The 15852-nt window shown below is 56.9% G+C and carries 12 protein-coding genes; 6 read left to right on the top strand and 6 right to left on the bottom strand.

What is annotated here, in order from left to right:
• Window positions 1–130: 130 nt before the first annotated feature.
• Window positions 131–1306: a MerR family transcriptional regulator gene (locus MJ923_RS17450; RefSeq protein WP_240592183.1), complete on the bottom strand. Its 1176-nt coding sequence runs from the start codon at window positions 1304–1306 to the stop codon at window positions 131–133.
• A 264-nt stretch (window positions 1307–1570) separates the two neighbouring features.
• On the opposite strand from MJ923_RS17450, the gene MJ923_RS17445 reads away from it, so the two are divergent.
• Window positions 1571–2194 carry a DUF6841 family protein gene (locus MJ923_RS17445; RefSeq protein ID WP_240592182.1) on the top strand — a complete coding sequence of 208 codons (624 nt, stop codon included), beginning with the start codon at window positions 1571–1573 and terminating at the stop codon, window positions 2192–2194.
• A gap of 83 nt (window positions 2195–2277) precedes the next feature.
• Complete coding sequence (locus tag MJ923_RS17440) at window positions 2278–3141, top strand: LysR family transcriptional regulator (protein ID WP_240592181.1); 864 nt, start codon at window positions 2278–2280, stop codon at window positions 3139–3141.
• A 55-nt stretch (window positions 3142–3196) separates the two neighbouring features.
• Here the strand turns inward: MJ923_RS17440 and MJ923_RS17435 are convergent, their stop codons facing one another.
• Window positions 3197–4810, bottom strand: a complete 1614-nt coding sequence (locus MJ923_RS17435; protein ID WP_240592180.1) for a methyl-accepting chemotaxis protein — start codon at window positions 4808–4810, stop codon at window positions 3197–3199.
• A 184-nt stretch (window positions 4811–4994) separates the two neighbouring features.
• Here MJ923_RS17435 and MJ923_RS17430 point away from each other — a divergent pair, with 184 nt between their 5' ends.
• Complete coding sequence (locus MJ923_RS17430) at window positions 4995–5267, top strand: DUF4242 domain-containing protein (protein WP_240592179.1); 273 nt, start codon at window positions 4995–4997, stop codon at window positions 5265–5267.
• 139 nt (window positions 5268–5406) lie between these two features.
• Here the strand turns inward: MJ923_RS17430 and MJ923_RS17425 are convergent, their stop codons facing one another.
• Window positions 5407–6396 carry an alpha/beta hydrolase gene (locus MJ923_RS17425; protein ID WP_240592178.1) on the bottom strand — a complete coding sequence of 330 codons (990 nt, stop codon included), beginning with the start codon at window positions 6394–6396 and terminating at the stop codon, window positions 5407–5409.
• A gap of 438 nt (window positions 6397–6834) precedes the next feature.
• Window positions 6835–8073, bottom strand: coding sequence for an imidazolonepropionase (gene hutI / locus MJ923_RS17420; protein ID WP_240592177.1), 1239 nt, complete (start codon window positions 8071–8073; stop codon window positions 6835–6837).
• A gap of 217 nt (window positions 8074–8290) precedes the next feature.
• Here hutI and hutC point away from each other — a divergent pair, with 217 nt between their 5' ends.
• The 3 genes from hutC to MJ923_RS17405 all read left to right on the top strand — a co-directional run bounded on the left by hutC (window position 8291) and on the right by MJ923_RS17405 (window position 12713).
• A complete protein-coding gene (gene hutC, locus MJ923_RS17415) occupies window positions 8291–8995 on the top strand; it encodes a histidine utilization repressor (protein ID WP_126168943.1) in 705 nt (234 codons plus the stop codon).
• Window positions 8996–9182: 187 nt separating this feature from the next.
• Complete coding sequence (gene ypfJ, locus MJ923_RS17410) at window positions 9183–10061, top strand: KPN_02809 family neutral zinc metallopeptidase (RefSeq protein ID WP_240592176.1); 879 nt, start codon at window positions 9183–9185, stop codon at window positions 10059–10061.
• Between the two features lie 162 nt (window positions 10062–10223).
• On the top strand, window positions 10224–12713 hold the full coding sequence (locus tag MJ923_RS17405; RefSeq protein ID WP_240592175.1) for a putative bifunctional diguanylate cyclase/phosphodiesterase: 2490 nt from the start codon (window positions 10224–10226) through the stop codon (window positions 12711–12713).
• Between the two features lie 63 nt (window positions 12714–12776).
• Here the strand turns inward: MJ923_RS17405 and MJ923_RS17400 are convergent, their stop codons facing one another.
• Both MJ923_RS17400 and MJ923_RS17395 read right to left on the bottom strand, forming a co-directional pair.
• Entirely contained in the window at window positions 12777–13706 is a 930-nt protein-coding gene (locus tag MJ923_RS17400; protein WP_240592174.1) for an alpha/beta fold hydrolase, read from the bottom strand.
• Window positions 13707–13765: 59 nt separating this feature from the next.
• Window positions 13766–15625, bottom strand: a complete 1860-nt coding sequence (locus MJ923_RS17395) for a DUF885 domain-containing protein (protein ID WP_240592173.1) — start codon at window positions 15623–15625, stop codon at window positions 13766–13768.
• Window positions 15626–15852 lie beyond the last annotated feature (227 nt).

Genomic DNA, 15852 nt, shown 5'->3' with positions numbered 1-15852 from the left:
GAATTTATCGGTTGCGACTGCATCGCCGCTGTTGTTGGAGCCAGAATAGGCAAACAAAAACCCCCGCTACAGTGAGAAACCCTGAGCGGGGGGAATTTGCCGATAAGCGGGGGAATTGGCGGTTAAAAGGTTAACCGCGTTTTTGCAGCACGAAGAACTGATAACCAAACTGGCCGAGGAAGCGGCTGAAAATATCAAGCTCCCGCTGCACATTGGCTAACGCCTGCGAGCCTGCCAGCTGCCTTGAAACCTCATCAACTCTCGCGGCGAGAGGGCCGGTAAAGCTCTGCCAGGCCTCATTACTCAGGCTGAAGCTATCTATAACCTCAAAGCCTGCCGCCTGCATCTGCGCCTTTCTGGCCTCGACCGAGGTCATGGCGGGGTAGTCCTGCTGCCAGAAGGATACGGCCTCAGGGTCTTTGTCGTCTGTCAGCCACACCAGATCGCTGAGGACCAGCACGCCGTTATCGACCAGCAGCTTACGCCATGACTTGAGCGCCTGTTCGACCCCCATGATATAGGCGCTGCCTTCGGCCCAAATCAGATCGGCGCTGGCCGTCGGCAGAGGGATGTCCGTCATGCTGGCGCACAGGGTACAGACCCGGCTGGTTAGGCCGCTGTGCTGCAGCTGCTGTTGCAGCTCGGCCAATGCACCTTCTTCGTTGTCGATGGCGGTGATGCTTGCCTGGGTGTGCCTGGCCAGTACCCGGGTCGCCAAACCCTTGCCGCAGCCGATGTCGAGAATGCGCGTTGGTGTCAGTGGCACGGCGGCCAGCGCTTTTAAGGTATCCGCCTCGCTGCCCGGTGCCCAACGCGTCAGTGGGGCGAAAATGTGCATAAAGTCGGCCATAAATTTGTCGTGTTCGTTCATATCTTTAGATAACCATGTCAGGTGCAGCGCTTCTTTTTCACTGAAGCCCTGGGTTTGTAACCAATCCAGATGCGCCTCGGGCGCTTCTTTTGTGAGGGACTCGTGCCACGCCTTCAAATCACCTTCGCCCAGAAGGGCTGCCAGCAATGTCCGCGAAGCCTGCTTTTGGGCAATCTCGGCATCCAATTCGGCTAGCCGGGTTTGCAGCAGTTCCCTGTCGAACCGCTCATCGAGGCAGGCCAGACACTCTTTTAAGGTGAGGCCGCCGGCCTGCAGTTTTTGGATCAGGGTCAGCCGTTGTACGTCTTTTTCGCTGTATACCCGGTAGCCGTTATCCAGCCGTTTGCCGTGAATAAGCCCCTGTTTCTCGTAGTAGAGCAGGGTTGAGCGCGACAATCCCAGCCGCTTTGCCAGTTCTGAAATGCGTAATGCCATCTGCTTTGTCTCTAAGTCCTGATAAGAGAACTTAAACTATGAAGCTGTAGACAGGTCAACGGTGTGGTCGCGATTTTTTTAAATATGACCGGCAGCAATTGACGTGGTGCGAAAACGCAACAGGGATGTCGAAAAACTATCCACCTGTATTGCGGCGCAGCTTTGTTAGCATGGGCCATAGCGTTTCAGCCAAGGTGGCCTGGTTGGTGGCCGCCAATTGACAACAACCCCCATTCGACAATCGGCTCCATTAAGGATGATGTGATGAACCCAAAACTGATAATGCCCTCACTTGGCGGAAGTTACAGATGGCTGCTGGCATTGGCACTGCTTGGCACAAGTCACTTGGCGCTGGCCCTGCCGGGGCTGATTGATTACTGCGCCGCCGATACCTTTCAGGTGACCGACAGTGAGGTGGCCGGTGGTAAGCAATCCATGCCGCCGTCCCTAACGACTGCTGATAACACGGCAGTGGATGACAAGGCCGAAATTGCCCAGCTGTTCGAGCACTATATGGCCAAATACAACCACTACCTGGCTACCGGCAAGCTGGATTCGACTCCTGTGCTGTACCGGCCGCAGCTGATGCTGATGTCAAACAATCGCGCTCCGGCGGTGGCCAGTGAAGCCGAGTTTTCAACCCAAATTCAGGGCTTTTTGGATAGCCTCAAGGCCAAGGGCGTTGCCAGGGTGCGTTGGCAAAAGGTGGATGTAAGGCTGCTGGACAGCCAACTGGCACTGGCGAGCAACGTGGCCGAGCGCTTTCGCGCCGATGGCTCGCGCTACAACCTGGTGGGCGCCACTTATCTGCTCAGCAAGCAGGATGGCCACTGGCAAATTGCCGCCTTTGCGGTGCACGACGACAAGGGCGCCTTCCCGCTGAACTGAAAGCTTTGCTCACATTGCTGCTGTTTTCATCGCCGCCATAAGGGGTTACCTTGATGGCTGGCGTTGGGCCTGTGGATGAGCGAATGGATAATTGGGATGACTACCGGGTAATACTGGCATTGGCGCGGGGGCAAAGCCTGCGGGCGGCGGCAAAGCTGCTGTCGATGAACCATGCCACTGTGTCGAGACGGCTGGCGGCGCTGAACCACAGGTATGCCGCGCCTGTGTTCGAGACGTCCCCCAAGGGCTTGCAGCTGACGCCTCTGGGGCAAAGGTTGCTTGAGGCAGCCCAGCAGATGGAGCGGCTTATCCAAAGCAATCGCCGTGATGAACTGGCTGCCACAGATGCACTGCAGGGCGACATTCGTCTATCGCTTCCCCCCGCGATTGCCCAGTGGCTGCTGCTGGATGAGCTCAGCGCGTTTCAGCAGCAATACCCGCAGATCCGCTTGCAGATCCATTGCTCCTACGCGCTGGCGAGCCTCGATAGCTGTGAAGCCGATATCGTAGTGCGGGTGTCAAACAGCCCGGATGAGCATTTGGTGGGACGGCGGCTGTTCCCCATTTGGCTTGGTTATTATTGCCGCCCCGACTATCTGCAGCGGCCCGCCGCCGAGCTTGGCTGGATAACGGCGCCAGGCACGGCGGACTGGATTGCCGAATCGCCTTATCCGAACGCCGGGGTTGCTTTGGTGCTGGATGATTTGGTGCTGCGTCATCAGCTGGCGGCTGAAAGTGGCGGCCTGGTACGCGGGGCCTGTTACATCGCCGACCAAACGCCGCAGTTGCGACGCATTGGTGATGGTACGCCTTATCCGTTTCAGGACATCTGGTTGCTGACTCACGAAGACCTGCGGGCCGTGCCGCGCATCCGGCTGTTGATGGACTATCTGGCAGACTGCTTGCAGCGCAAGCGCGATCTGATAGAAGGGCGTTCAGGCAAATAGCCGGCGCCGCAAACCGCTTGAGCACAGCGCGAAACGGCTTGCAGCGACTCAACTTTCACACCACAAATTGCTCCACTTCCCCCTTGAGGCTGGCGCCGAGATTGGCAAGGTCGCTGCTGGCCAGCGCATTCTGCTGGGCGTTTTCGGTCACAGCGGCAATGCTTTCGTGGAATTCGGTAATGCTTTGGGTGATTTCGGCTATCACTGTCGACTGCTCTTCGGTGGCGCTGGACACCTGGGCATTCATCAGCACTATTTCGTTCATCTGCGCCTGGATCTGGCTGATGATAGCTGAAGATTTTTCAGCCTTTTCCATACTGCTTTGGGCACTTTGCTCGGCATCGGCCATCTCTTTTACTGCCCGCTCCGACATCGACTGCAAGCGGCCAATCATCTCACTGATGCTCTCGGTGGCCTTTTGGGTGTCGTGTGCCAGCTGCCGCACTTCGTCTGCCACCACCGCAAAACCCCGGCCGGAGTCACCGGCGCGGGCGGCCTCAATGGCGGCGTTCAGTGCCAGCAGATTGGTTTGCTCGGCCACGCCACGGATCATCAACACCACCTGATTTATTTCATTGCTTTGCTGGTTAAGATCCTGAATAAGCTTGCCATTGGTCAGCACTGTGGTGGCAAGTACATTCACTGAATCTATGCTTTCGCGAATGGCCGTGGTGCCTTCGCGGGTCAGGGTTTCTACGTCGCCTGCGCGGGAGGAGGTGCTGACGGCATTTTGCGATACCTCGTGAATGGCGGCATTCATTTCGGTCACGGCACTGGCGATAAGGGTGGTTTGCTGGCTTTGCTGCTCCGAGGTGGCGGCCATCATATTGCTGATGGCGCTCATTTCTTCCGAAGCCGAGCTTAAGGTCATCACACCTGAAAGAATGTTATTCACCAGATTTTGCAGCTTGGCGACCATGGCATTAAATGCCTCGCCGATTTTGGCCAGTTCATCTGTGCCTTCCAGACGCACCCGCACCGTGAGGTCGGCACTTTTGGTGATATGGGAGATGGTATTGCCAAGCTCGGTCAGCGACTTGTTGATGCTGCGAAACACCACAACCCCAATCACGCCGAGCAGGAAAATCATCCCAACCACGCTGCCGATAATGATCTGACGACTGAGCTGGGCGTTTTTATCTCCCTGCTGTTTAAGCTCCCGGCTCATTTCCAGCTGCTTTTCCATCAGGCCTTTAATTTGGTCACTCAAGGGTTTGCTCAGCGCGAACAGGTTGTCGATTTGTGATTTGGAAACCGGCTGACCATTGATGCTGTCTTTAAGCTCGGAAAGAAAGTTGCTGAATGCCTCGATATCGGGGCTTATCGCCACAATCATCTGATTTTCCAGCGGTCCATGATCCAAGGCCCTGTATTTGTGCCATTCCGACATGCTGTGCGCCAGAGTAAGGTCCAGCTCTTTTTTTAGATCGTAGCTTGCCAGTTTTCCACTGAAATTGCTGTACACCAGCTTGGGAATAGTCACAACCAAGTCATTCTTTACAATGGAGATTTCGTGCATGGGGATAACCCTCTGCTCAAACATCTCATCGATTTCATGTTGCAGTTTGCCAAGCTCAAAAATGACAAAGGCCCCAACCAGCGCAAACACCAGCAGTGGCAGAGAGACGATAAGCAGGATGCGTTGTTTCACGGTCAAAAACAGAAGCATGGGATCCCTTCCTGGACTATTTCTGGTGAATTTTTCATCTGTTAAGCCTAGCAGTGCCTAAGGTGCCTTGCAGGGTTTCGGCCGTGCTTTCAGCCACTGGTGTTTGCGGAGCAAACCGTCTGCAAACCCAGGGCGCGAGCCCTGTCAGCAACTATACTGAACAGGATCCTGTAAGGAGGTCGTTATGCCTAAATTCATCATCGAAAGAGATTTACCGGGCGCCGGTGGTTTATCCGCGGCAGAGTTTCGCGAAGTCTCGCAAAAGTCCTGTTCAGTGCTGGAAGAAATGGGCCCCAAGGTACAGTGGGTCGAGAGCTTTGTTACCCCGGATAAGGTGTACTGCGTTTACATCGCCCCGGATGAGCGCCTCGTACGGGAACACGCAGAGCGCGGCGGTTTCCCGGTAACCTCGGTGAGCGAGGTCCGGCGCATGATAGACCCGACCACGGCGGAATAGCGCTGAGATAGCGCTAATAGCGCAGAGAGAGTTCTGAGATAGTACAGAGAGTAGACCTGGTTATCATGACACTCGTGCAGAGTGATTAAGCGCCGACAGTCGTCGGCGTTTTTTATCTGAGGCTTTTAAATGGACGGCCTTACTTCGACAGCACTGCCTTTGGCCTATCCGACTTTTTCGCGCCAGATGACAGCAGGTACTTGAGTCCGTGGGTAAAACCGCGGGGTGCTACGCTTAGATGATCTTCGTCATTCAGCACGTCCAGCTTCAGCCGCAATGACGGATAGCCACGCGAATTGAGGCTTTTTTCGAAATAGCGCGCATCCGTGACCATGTTGTAGCGGGTTGCAAAACGTGCATCGCCGGGTTTCATATCTTCATACTCGCCCACATACAGATACACACTGGCGGGAAGGTCCTTGTTGGATTTGGCATACCGCTCTTCGAATGACCACATGACCTTGTTGTCATACCAAAATGACGGGCTGCCAAGCACATACCCGGCAAACAGTGTCGGATCGGTTAATAGCGCCTGTGCCCCTAACAGGCCGCCGTAAGAATGGCCGAGGAACAGCCGCCGCGCTTCATCGGTGCGGTATTTATCTGCAACAAAGGGAATTGCGACTTGCTTGAGGTATGCCAGATACTGCTGCGCCTCGCCATGTACGCTCTTGGCAACGTCCGAGCCCGGGCCGTTAGGTGTGGGGGTGTAGTCGCGTCGGCGACTTGGCACGCCGTGATCGCCAACCGAATATGACAGGCCAATCAGAATAAAGTCTTCAATGGCGGGACCGTGCCCATTCAGGCGCCTGGCAATCTGTTTCACCATGGCAAAGGCATAGTCCGCGTCGGTGACATAGAGCACCGGATAGCGCCGCGAAGGCTCCTTTTCATAGGAGGCTGGCAGCGCCACAAACACTTGATAATCGCGGCCGCTCTCGGGATCCGGCACGTCCCAAACCTGGGTATCTACCACTTCATAGAGTTGCCCATTACCACGTTGCCCGCCGAGCAGGGATGCGGCCTGCACCTCGGTCGCCTTGGGGGTTGTCGGGGTGTTGGCAACGGCCAGGTTTGCTGTTGCCAGGTTAGCGGCGCAGGCAAGCAGAAGCGTGAATATCCGTGTCATGCAAAGAATTCCTTTCGGTAAGATGTGCCGAGAAGTCAGGCGGCAGGTACGCCGTAGGCGCAAAAGAGGCCATTGTTATGTGGTTTATGCGGCTTGTCTATGGAGAAGTCAGGTGCTGTGCACAAGCAATGGAAAACAAAAACTGGTTGAAGGGATCTTGACCTGGATAGCTAAGCCCTTTGACCGGTGGCTTAAAACGACTATTGGGTTTTGGGAGTTGTGCCTGTCCGGTCTCTTTGGTCCGCTTCGGCGACAGCTAAGCGACAGAAACTGTTCTGTCGCTTGCCTTGCAGGCCGCTTCTGCAATTGCCCGGGTTAAGCCTGGAAGGCTTCGGTGTTAGCCGCTCACAGCGGCAAGCCCGCAGGGCTTAAAACCGCACTCGCCAAACGCCAGTTTGGCACAAGCTCAATCAGCCTTGCGGCGATTGAGCCTCTGTATCACTGATGAATAAGTTTGCCACCCTTCACCACATCCACCAGAGGGTTCACGCCGTAGGAGTAAGCCAGCTCCGCCGGGGTAGAGATACGCCACAGGCAGAAGTCGGCCTCCATACCTTCGCGCAACACGCCAACGCGCTGCTCGCGGCCCAGGGCGCGGGCGGCGTTGCGGGTAACACCGGCGAGGGCTTCTTCCGGCGTCAGGCGGAACAGGGTGCAACCCATATTGAGCATCAACAGGGTTGAGCAGATGGGCGATGAACCGGGGTTAAAGTCGCTGGCAAGCACCATGGGCACTCCATGTTGACGCAAAAGGTCGATGGGAGGCAGCTTGGTTTCCCGCAGGAAGTAAAAGGCGCCCGGCAAGAGCACGGCGCAGGTGCCGCTTTGGGCGATGGCCTTCACGCCGGCTTCGTCGAGGTATTCGATATGGTCAACCGACTTGGCACCCAGACGCGCGGCCAGCTCACTGCCACCGAGGTTACTGAGCTGCTCGGCGTGCAGCTTGATATCAAGCCCCAGTGCCTTGGCGGCGGCGAGCACCCGCTCGGTCTGCTCGAGGTTAAAGGCGATGTTTTCGCAGAATACGTCGGCTGCATCGGCAAGGTTCTCAGCCACCACGGCGGGCAGCATTTCGTTAACCACCAGATCCACATAGGCATCTGTGCCTGCGTCGCCTTGGCCTTTGAACTCGGGCGGCACCGCATGGGCGCCGAGGAAGGTGGTGACCACATCAACATGGTGATGTTTGCCAAGTTCGCGGGCGACCCGCAGCAGTTTCAGTTCGGTGTCCAAATCCAGGCCGTAGCCTGATTTGATTTCCACTGTGGTCACCCCTTCTTTGGCCAGGGCGTTGAGGCGGCGACGGGCAAGGTCGAACAGCTCGGCTTCGTCTGCTTCGCGGCAGGCCTTCACTGTGCTGACAATACCCCCGCCGGCGCGGGCGATTTCTTCATAGCTGGCGCCTTGCAGGCGCAGCTCAAATTCGTTGGCACGGTTACCGGCAAACACCAGATGGGTGTGGGCATCAATCAGGCCGGGAGTGAGCCAGCCGCCGTGGCCACGGTGCACCGGGGTGGCGAGTACATCAAATTCGGGCAGGTCGGCACGCTTGCCAAGCCAGGCGATTTTGCCGTCTTTCACCGCCAGCGCAGCATCTGTGATGGCGCCGTAGGCCTCGCTCTTGGACGGGTCCATGGTGGCAATGTTGATATCAATCCAAACCTGATCCCAAGACATGCTGACTCCTGCTGTGGCTGTGTTGTAGGGCATTTTTGCCAGTAATTTTGCCTGTAAATATGGCCAATAGGGCGCGGCAACCGGCTAATCTATTGTTACTGCTTGATCTTTTGCTGATCAGGCAGTATCTACTTGTATATACAAGTATGGATTATAGCCGACACTCAGACGAGAAAGACAGCCGCAAACCGCGTCAGGCGGAAATTAAGGGATGCCCATGGCCACAGCCAAGTTTGCCGAAATCAAAGAATATATAAGGCGCCATATCGAGTCCGGTGAGTGGGAAGAAAACACCCGGGTGCCGTCGGAGAACCAGCTGGCGGAGCAGTTTGATTGCAGCCGCATGACCGCCCGCCGAGCCCTGACCGAACTGGTTGAGGCTGGGGTGTTGGAGCGCTCTCAGGGGCTGGGCACCTTTGTGGCGTCGCTCAAGTCGCAGTCTAGCATCCTGTCCATTCGTAACATTGCCGATGAGATTAAAGGCCGTGGCCATGGCTACAGTGTACAGGTGCTGGAGCTGGAGCCGATGAAAGCCATCGCCCCCATCGCCATTGCGCTGGGGTTGGAAGAAGGCAGCGAGGTGTTTTACTCGCTGTTGGTGCACTGTGAGCAGGGGTTGCCGCTGCAACTGGAGGAGCGCTTTGTGAATCCAGAACTCATTCCACACTATCTGGAGCAGGATTTCAGCAGCCAGACACCCCACGAATATCTGTCGCAGGTGGCGCCACTGACCGAGGCGCGCCACACCATAGAGGCAATCATGCCCAAAGAGCAGGTGCGCAGCCGCCTGAATATGGCCGAAGGCGAGCCCTGCCTGCAGATCATCCGCCGTACCTGGTCACGTCAGGGGGTGGTGAGCTTTGCCCGGCTTATCCACCCCGGCAACCGTTTCCGCCTCGGCGGTCATCTCACGTTCAAGTAGCCGATTGTTCAGCCAAGCTATTAAAAAAGCGCCTGTAGGCGCTTTTTGTTTATTCATAACCCCAATAAGTTGGCTGCGCTTGCGCACAATCCCCTATTTATCCCAAGTTAGTCGTATGCCGCTTTTACCGACAGCGGCGATAGAATGAACCCAGGCGTAATTGGGCAGACAGGGCTGGGAGACAATCATGCGCTGGCAGGGCAGACGGGAAAGTTCCAATGTAGAAGACAGGCGTGGGCAGCAGATGAGCGTGGCCGGGGGCGCGGGGCGCTCGATGTTACCGCTGCTGCTGGGGCTGGTGCGCACCAAAACCGGCCGCATTATCCTGCTGGTGGGTGTGGTGGTGATGCTGGTGCTGGGGCAAAACCCGCTTAATTTGATTGCGCCCCAGGGACAACAGCTGACCAGTGAGCCCGCAGATGCCACGGCGTATCAGGCCGAGGCCGACTTTGTGAAGGTGATTCTGGCCGAAACCGAAGACTTTTGGCGCAGCCAGTTCAGCAAGCAGGGAATGCAATACCGCGAGCCCACGCTGGTGATGTTTACCGGCGCCACCCAAACCAAGTGCGGCGTGGGGCAGGCGGCCATGGGGCCTTTTTATTGCCCGCCCGATGAAAAGGTCTATATCGACTTATCTTTTTTCCGCCAAATGAAGACCGAGCTTAAGGCCGGAGGCGACTTTGCCCAGGCCTATGTTATTGCCCATGAGGTGGCGCACCATGTGCAGAATCTGCTGGATATCTCCGACAAGGTGCACCGCGCCCAGCAGGGCAGCAGCCAGGTGGAGGGCAACAAGCTGTCGGTGAAGCTGGAGCTGCAGGCCGATTGTCTGGCCGGTTTCTGGGGCGCCGATGCCCAGCGTAAAGGCATGTTGGAGCGGGGCGATTTTGAAGAGGCCATCAACGCCGCCAAGGCGATTGGCGACGATACCCTGCAGAAGAATGCCACTGGCCGGGTGATGCCAGAGAAGTTTACCCACGGCAGCTCTGCCGAACGGATGCGCTGGTTTGATACCGGATTTAATGCGGTTTCCATGGCGGCTTGCGATACCTTTGGCGGTCGCTGAATGGGCGTTTTGGCAGAAACACAGTTTCAGTATCAGATACTACCAGTAGCTTTTAGCTTGATATTCAGTTTGTTGCGTTAGGACGTAAGGCTGAGATGTTATCGGCTTTTTGCCAAAGCCACGGAATACCGATAGCATAAAGCCCTGTTAGCAACGACCTGAATGGAAACCCTTTTGCCAAGACTGCCGCGACTGTCCCTGGCCATCATGGCACCCCTGTGCCTGACCCTGCTCTACCTGTGTCTGGTGGGAGCAGAGTTTTTCTACGAAAAGTCGCAAAAGCAGGAGCAGGTTGCCGAGTCGCAACTGGCTCAAATTCGCCAGCAGATGTTCCGCATGCAGCACATAGTGTCTGAGGCGCTGGCGGTGCAGGACGTTGACCGTATTTCCCAGGAAGTTTCCCTCGCCGCCACCGATCTCGACCTCATGGTGATGGTGTTGGTGGACCCCGCCAGCAATATTCGCTACGCCAACCATCTGGTGTGGCAGGGCAGCCGTGCCAGCCAGGTGATTGATGGCTACGACGTGCTGTGGCATCAGCAAACCGTTACCGCCGACAAGCCCTGGGTACAGGTGAATCCGCAGCGTTTGTCGATTCAGGCCTACTACCCTGTGAGCCACAAGGGCATCCCCCGTTACGGCGATATCAACCTTATTTACCTTGAATACGACCTCTCCGGTGCCTATAGCCGTGCCGTGGGGCAATTGCAGCAGCGCTTTATGCAGATTTGGGGTGGCGGCGCCATCTTCATTTTGCTGTTTTTGCTGGTGTTTCATTATGTGGGGGTGCGGCCGCTGCGGCAGTTGCTGCGTCTGGCCCGCCGCGCCAATGTGGATGAACTCGGTCAACCCATCACCCTGGCCTCCAGCGAAGTGGCCCGGTTGCAGGACTATTTGCATGCCACCGAGCAGCGACTGCAGCGGGCGTTAAAGCAGCTCAGGGATTCCGAGCAGCGCTGGCTGTTTGCCGTGGAAGGCTCTCAAACCGGCATCTGGGACTGGCAAATTAGTACCGGCGAGCTGTTCTTATCCGACCGCTGGAAAGAGATGCTCGGCTACGGCGCCATGGAAGTAAAAAATGAGTACAGCGCCTGGGAAGGCCGCCTGCATCCGGAAGATAGGGAGCAGGTGATCAGCAGATTGCAGGCGTATCTGAACGGCGAAACCGAAGTCTATGAAAGCCGTCACCGGCTGATGCATCGTCAGGGCCATTATATTTGGGTGCTTGACCGCGGCATGGTGGTGGAATGGCAGCCCGATGGTCGACCTGCGCGGGTGATTGGCAGCCAGCGCGATGTGTCTGAAGATGTGCGAAATCAGCAGGCCATTGCCCATCAGGCCAATCACGATGCCCTGACCAATCTGGCGAACCGCCGGGCGGTGATGGATGCCCTTTACGAGTTTCAGCAGTCCGGCGGTACCGGTCTGCCGCGTATGGGCGCGTTGCTGCTGATTGATTTGGACAACTTCAAGCTGATTAATGATGCCTTGGGGCATCACCACGGCGACCGTTTGCTTATCCAGGTGGCGGCGCGGCTGTCGGGCTTCTTCAACGGCAACGCGCTGGTGTCGCGTCTTGGCGGTGATGAATTTGCCATCATGGTGCTGGATTTGGCCCCGGACGAGGCGCAGGCCTCCCATCAGGCGCTGCAATTGGGTGCCGAGCTGCGTCAATTGCTGGCGCGCAGTTTCCAACTGTCGGATCAGCAGATTAACGTGTCGGCATCGGTGGGGATTTGCCTGTTCGACAATCGCCATACCCATGAGCCTTCGCAGCTGCTGCGCCGCGCCGATATGGCCATGTACGAAGCCAAGGACAGTGGCCGCAACGGCTGTGCCCTGTACGATGATGCGCTGGAAGACAAGGCAACCGAAAACCTGTGGCTGCAGAATGAATTGCGTCATGCCATTGAGCGCGAGCAGCTGTCGCTGGTGTTCCAGCCGATTTACAGCCGCGACGGCGAGTTGGTGTGCTGCGAGGCGTTGTGTCGCTGGTATCACCCCGAGCGAGGCCCGATTTCACCGGCCAAGTTTATTCCGGTGGCAGAAGACTGCGGCCTGATCCTCAACATAGGTCAGTGGGTACTGCTGGAAGTGTGCCGCACCATCAAGGCGATGGAGGCCAAGGGCACGCCCATGCCGGCGGTGGCGGTGAATATCAGCGCCCGCCACTTCAACCAGAGCGATTTTGTCGAGCGTCTGATCGCGCTGCTAAAAGCGCAGCAGGTTTCGCCCAAGCAAATTGAGCTGGAGCTGACCGAATACGCGCTGCTGTCCAATCTCAATGTGATCAGCGAGCGGATGCAGCACCTTCGCCGCGCCGGGTTCTCGATTGCCATTGATGACTTTGGTACCGGCTATTCGTCGCTGAGCTATTTGCAGAGTCTGCCGCTGTCACGGCTTAAGTTGGATGCCGCCTTTGTGGGCCGTATCGGGACCGAGGCAGGCGACGCCATAGTGCGGGCGATTGTGGACATGAGCCACAGCCTGAATCTGCAGGTGGTGGCCGAAGGGGTGGAAACCGAGGCGCAGCAGAATTACCTGACAGTGCTCGAGTGTGACTTCTTCCAGGGCTATCTGCTGGGCAAACCCATGTCGGCCAGCTTGCTGGTGGCAGATGAGCTCGATACCCGCACCGGCGCCAGCGCCTGAATCCCAAGCTTTCCGTTGAGCCGCCTGAAGCGGTCAGTGATGTGCTGACCGTCGATGGTGGTGTTAGCTGTGGCTGGCGAAAAAGCTCAGTAAGGCGTTGATGGCCTTATCCCTTGCCGGATCCAACTCCATAAAGATTTCGTGGCGGGCGCCTTCAATGGCCAGCAGCTCACACAGACCGCCAACCGCCCTGTTTTGGGCCTTATTGTCCACTATGGTGTCTTCACTGGCCTGCAGTACCAGTAGCGGGATTTTGGTTTCGCGGGCAGCCAATACGCTTTCATCGCAGGCATCCAGTGCCTCAAGCAGCCAGCGGTTGGTGGGCGAGCCCAATTGCAGCTGCGGGTTTTGCTCATACAGCTCGCGGTAAGCCTGATAACGTGCCTCGCTCTTGGTGAGGTCGTTTTTGGCGAAGGGCGCCGGGGTGTAGTCCTTGCCCCCCAGAATATAGTTGGGCAGCCCCTTGGCGCTGGCATCCAGCTTATGGGCCAACCAGCGAATAAACACCTTGTTCATTGGCAGGCAGATGCCGTACATGGGCGCCGAGAAACAGGCGGCGCGAAACAGCCCCGGATGCCCCTGCAGATACAAAGTGCCAATGGCGCCGCCCATGGAGTGGCCGGATAAAAACAGCGGCCCAGTGGCGCGCGGCAGTACCACTTGTTCCACAAAGGCGTGGAAGTCACTGAGGTAGTCGGCAAAGTGCGCTACATGGCCCATGTGGCGATTGGGCGTCAGGCGGCTGGATAACCCCTGACCGCGATGGTCGAGGGCAAAGACGCTGTAACCTGCATCATAGAAGGCCTGATACAGCTCCAGGTACTTTAGAAAGGCCTCGATACGGCCGTTGGAAAACACAATGCTGCCCTTTGGGCTGGGATGTGCCAATGCCAGCCAGGCGATATCGACGCCCGGGCTGGTGGTCAGGCTGCCAAGTTCGCATTGGGCAAACAGGGCTTGCTGCGATGGCGGAATAGTTAACTTGGTGTTCAAAGCAGATTCTTGTATTCGGGTCCTGGAAAAATACCGGGGCCATGGGCCCCGGAGTCACATCATGCCGCTTTGGCGGCGGCAATAAAGTCGTTGATTTGCTGCTCCAGCACCGACAGTGGCACGCTGCCGTGGGCCAGCACTGCGTCGTGGAAGGCGCGGATATCAAACTTGTCACCCAGCTCGGCTTCGGCCTTGGCGCGCAGACGCTTGATGGTCAACTCTCCAATTTTGTACGACACTGCCTGACCTGGCCAGGAGATGTAGCGGTCAATTTCAGTATTGACGTTATGCAGCGACAGTGCCGTGTTGCCGGCCATAAAGTCGATGGCCTGCTGACGGCTCCAGCCCTTGGCGTGCATGCCGGTGTCGACCACCAGGCGGGCTGCGCGCCACATTTCATAGGTCAGGCGTCCAAAGTTGCTGTAAGGGTCAGTGTAGAAGCCGCCTTCCAGCCCCAGATATTCACTGTACAGGCCCCAACCTTCACCGAAGGCCGAGATATAGCTGTAGCGGCGGAAGTTGGGCAGCTTGTCCAGCTCCTGATTGAGGGCAATTTGCAGGTGGTGACCTGGCACGGCTTCGTGCAGGGTCAGGGCTTCCATTTCGTACAATGGACGCTTGTCCAGCGCGTAGGTGTTAACCCAGTAGTAGCCGGGCTGATCCGCACTGGATGAGCCTGAGTAGCGGCCGGTGGTGTATTTGGGGGCGATTTCTGCCGGCACAGGCTCAATGCCGTAGGGCTGACGTGGCAGCTTGCCAAAGAACTTTGGCAGCATGGCATCGGCCTTTTTGGCGATATAGGCGGCTTCTTTCAAAAGCTGCTCGGGGGTGGTGGCATAGAAGCGCGGATCGGTGCGCAGGAAGTGCAGAAACTCATCGAAGCTGCCCTTAAAGCCGGTGCTCTTGATTACATCTTCCATTTCGGCGCGGATGCGGGCCACTTCTTTGAGACCCAACTGGTGCACTTCTTCCGAGGTCATGTCCAGGGTGGTGTAGTAGCGCACCCGGTTCTCGTAGAAGTCCTGACCGTTTGGCATATCGTAGGCGGCGATGGTTTCACGGGCGTTTGGCATGTATTCGCCGGTCATGAAGTCATAGAAGGCCTGATACTGGGGCAACACTTTCTCGGTAACGGCTTTCCGGCCAGCTTTGGCCAATTCAGCCTTGTCAGCGGCGCTGAAATGGGCCGGAAACTCTTTGAAAGGGGCGAAATAGGTGCTCTCTTCCACCGGCACCATAAAGGCGCTGATGCTGTCTTCAAAGCCCTTGAGGGTAACCTTGGGCGGGGTAATGCCGCTTGCCAGCCCCTGACGCAGCCAGAAGGTTTGCTGGGCAAAGTATTGCGGCAGGGCATTCAGCTTGGCGAGGTAGTTGTCGTAGTCTTCACGGGTCTTAAAGCTGCCTTTGGCCATGGAAGCTATGTAGGCGTGGAAGCCGCCTTCGGAAGAGATGGGCATGTAGTGGTCTTTAAACTGATACATGTCGACATCGTTTTGAATTTGCCCCTGAAGGATATCGGCATTGATGCGGTCTTCCTTGGAAAGCTTGCTGCGATCGAGTGCCTTCAATGAGGCCAGCAGGCTCTGGCGCTTGAGCTGAGTCTCGGCCAGACGCTCAGGGGAGAGATCGGACAGCTTACCTGCAGCAGACTTGTCACCCTGGCTGTAGGCCAGTGAGGGGCTGATTTCCAAATCCAGCTGCCAGGCTTTGTCGATGATGCTTTGCAGGTTCTTATCGAGGATAACCGGGGCAACGGCGGCCGCTGCGGCTTTGGGCTCTTCGGCGGCCGGGCGCTGTTGGGCGCGATTGGCGTCGTAGGAATACCTGTAAGCATCGCTGGCGGTGGTGTTGACGTTGCAACCGGCGAGGGTGCCGGCCAGTGCCAACGCGAGCAGTGACGGTGTGAAGAGCTTGTGCATGCCGTTGTCCTTGTGATTTTGTGTTTTCCAAGCTGGGATTATGCCTGACTCAGCTTTGCTTGCCAGCCCGATGGGCCAAGTTTAGTGGCTAAGTTTGTGAGAAATTGTTGATTTTGCGAACAGAGTGAAGATTACTCGAAATGGTGTGCCGAAATGCGTGTTAAACTTAACCTCTGCCCAAGACCAGGAAAAAAAACACAATTGGCGGGGCATTCAAACAGGGGTTA

Source organism: Shewanella zhuhaiensis (assembly GCF_022484835.1).
Taxonomy (GTDB): Bacteria; Pseudomonadota; Gammaproteobacteria; order Enterobacterales; family Shewanellaceae; genus Shewanella; species Shewanella khirikhana.
The sequence above is the reverse complement of the archived record's forward strand: the minus strand, read 5'-3'. Positions and strand labels throughout refer to the sequence as shown.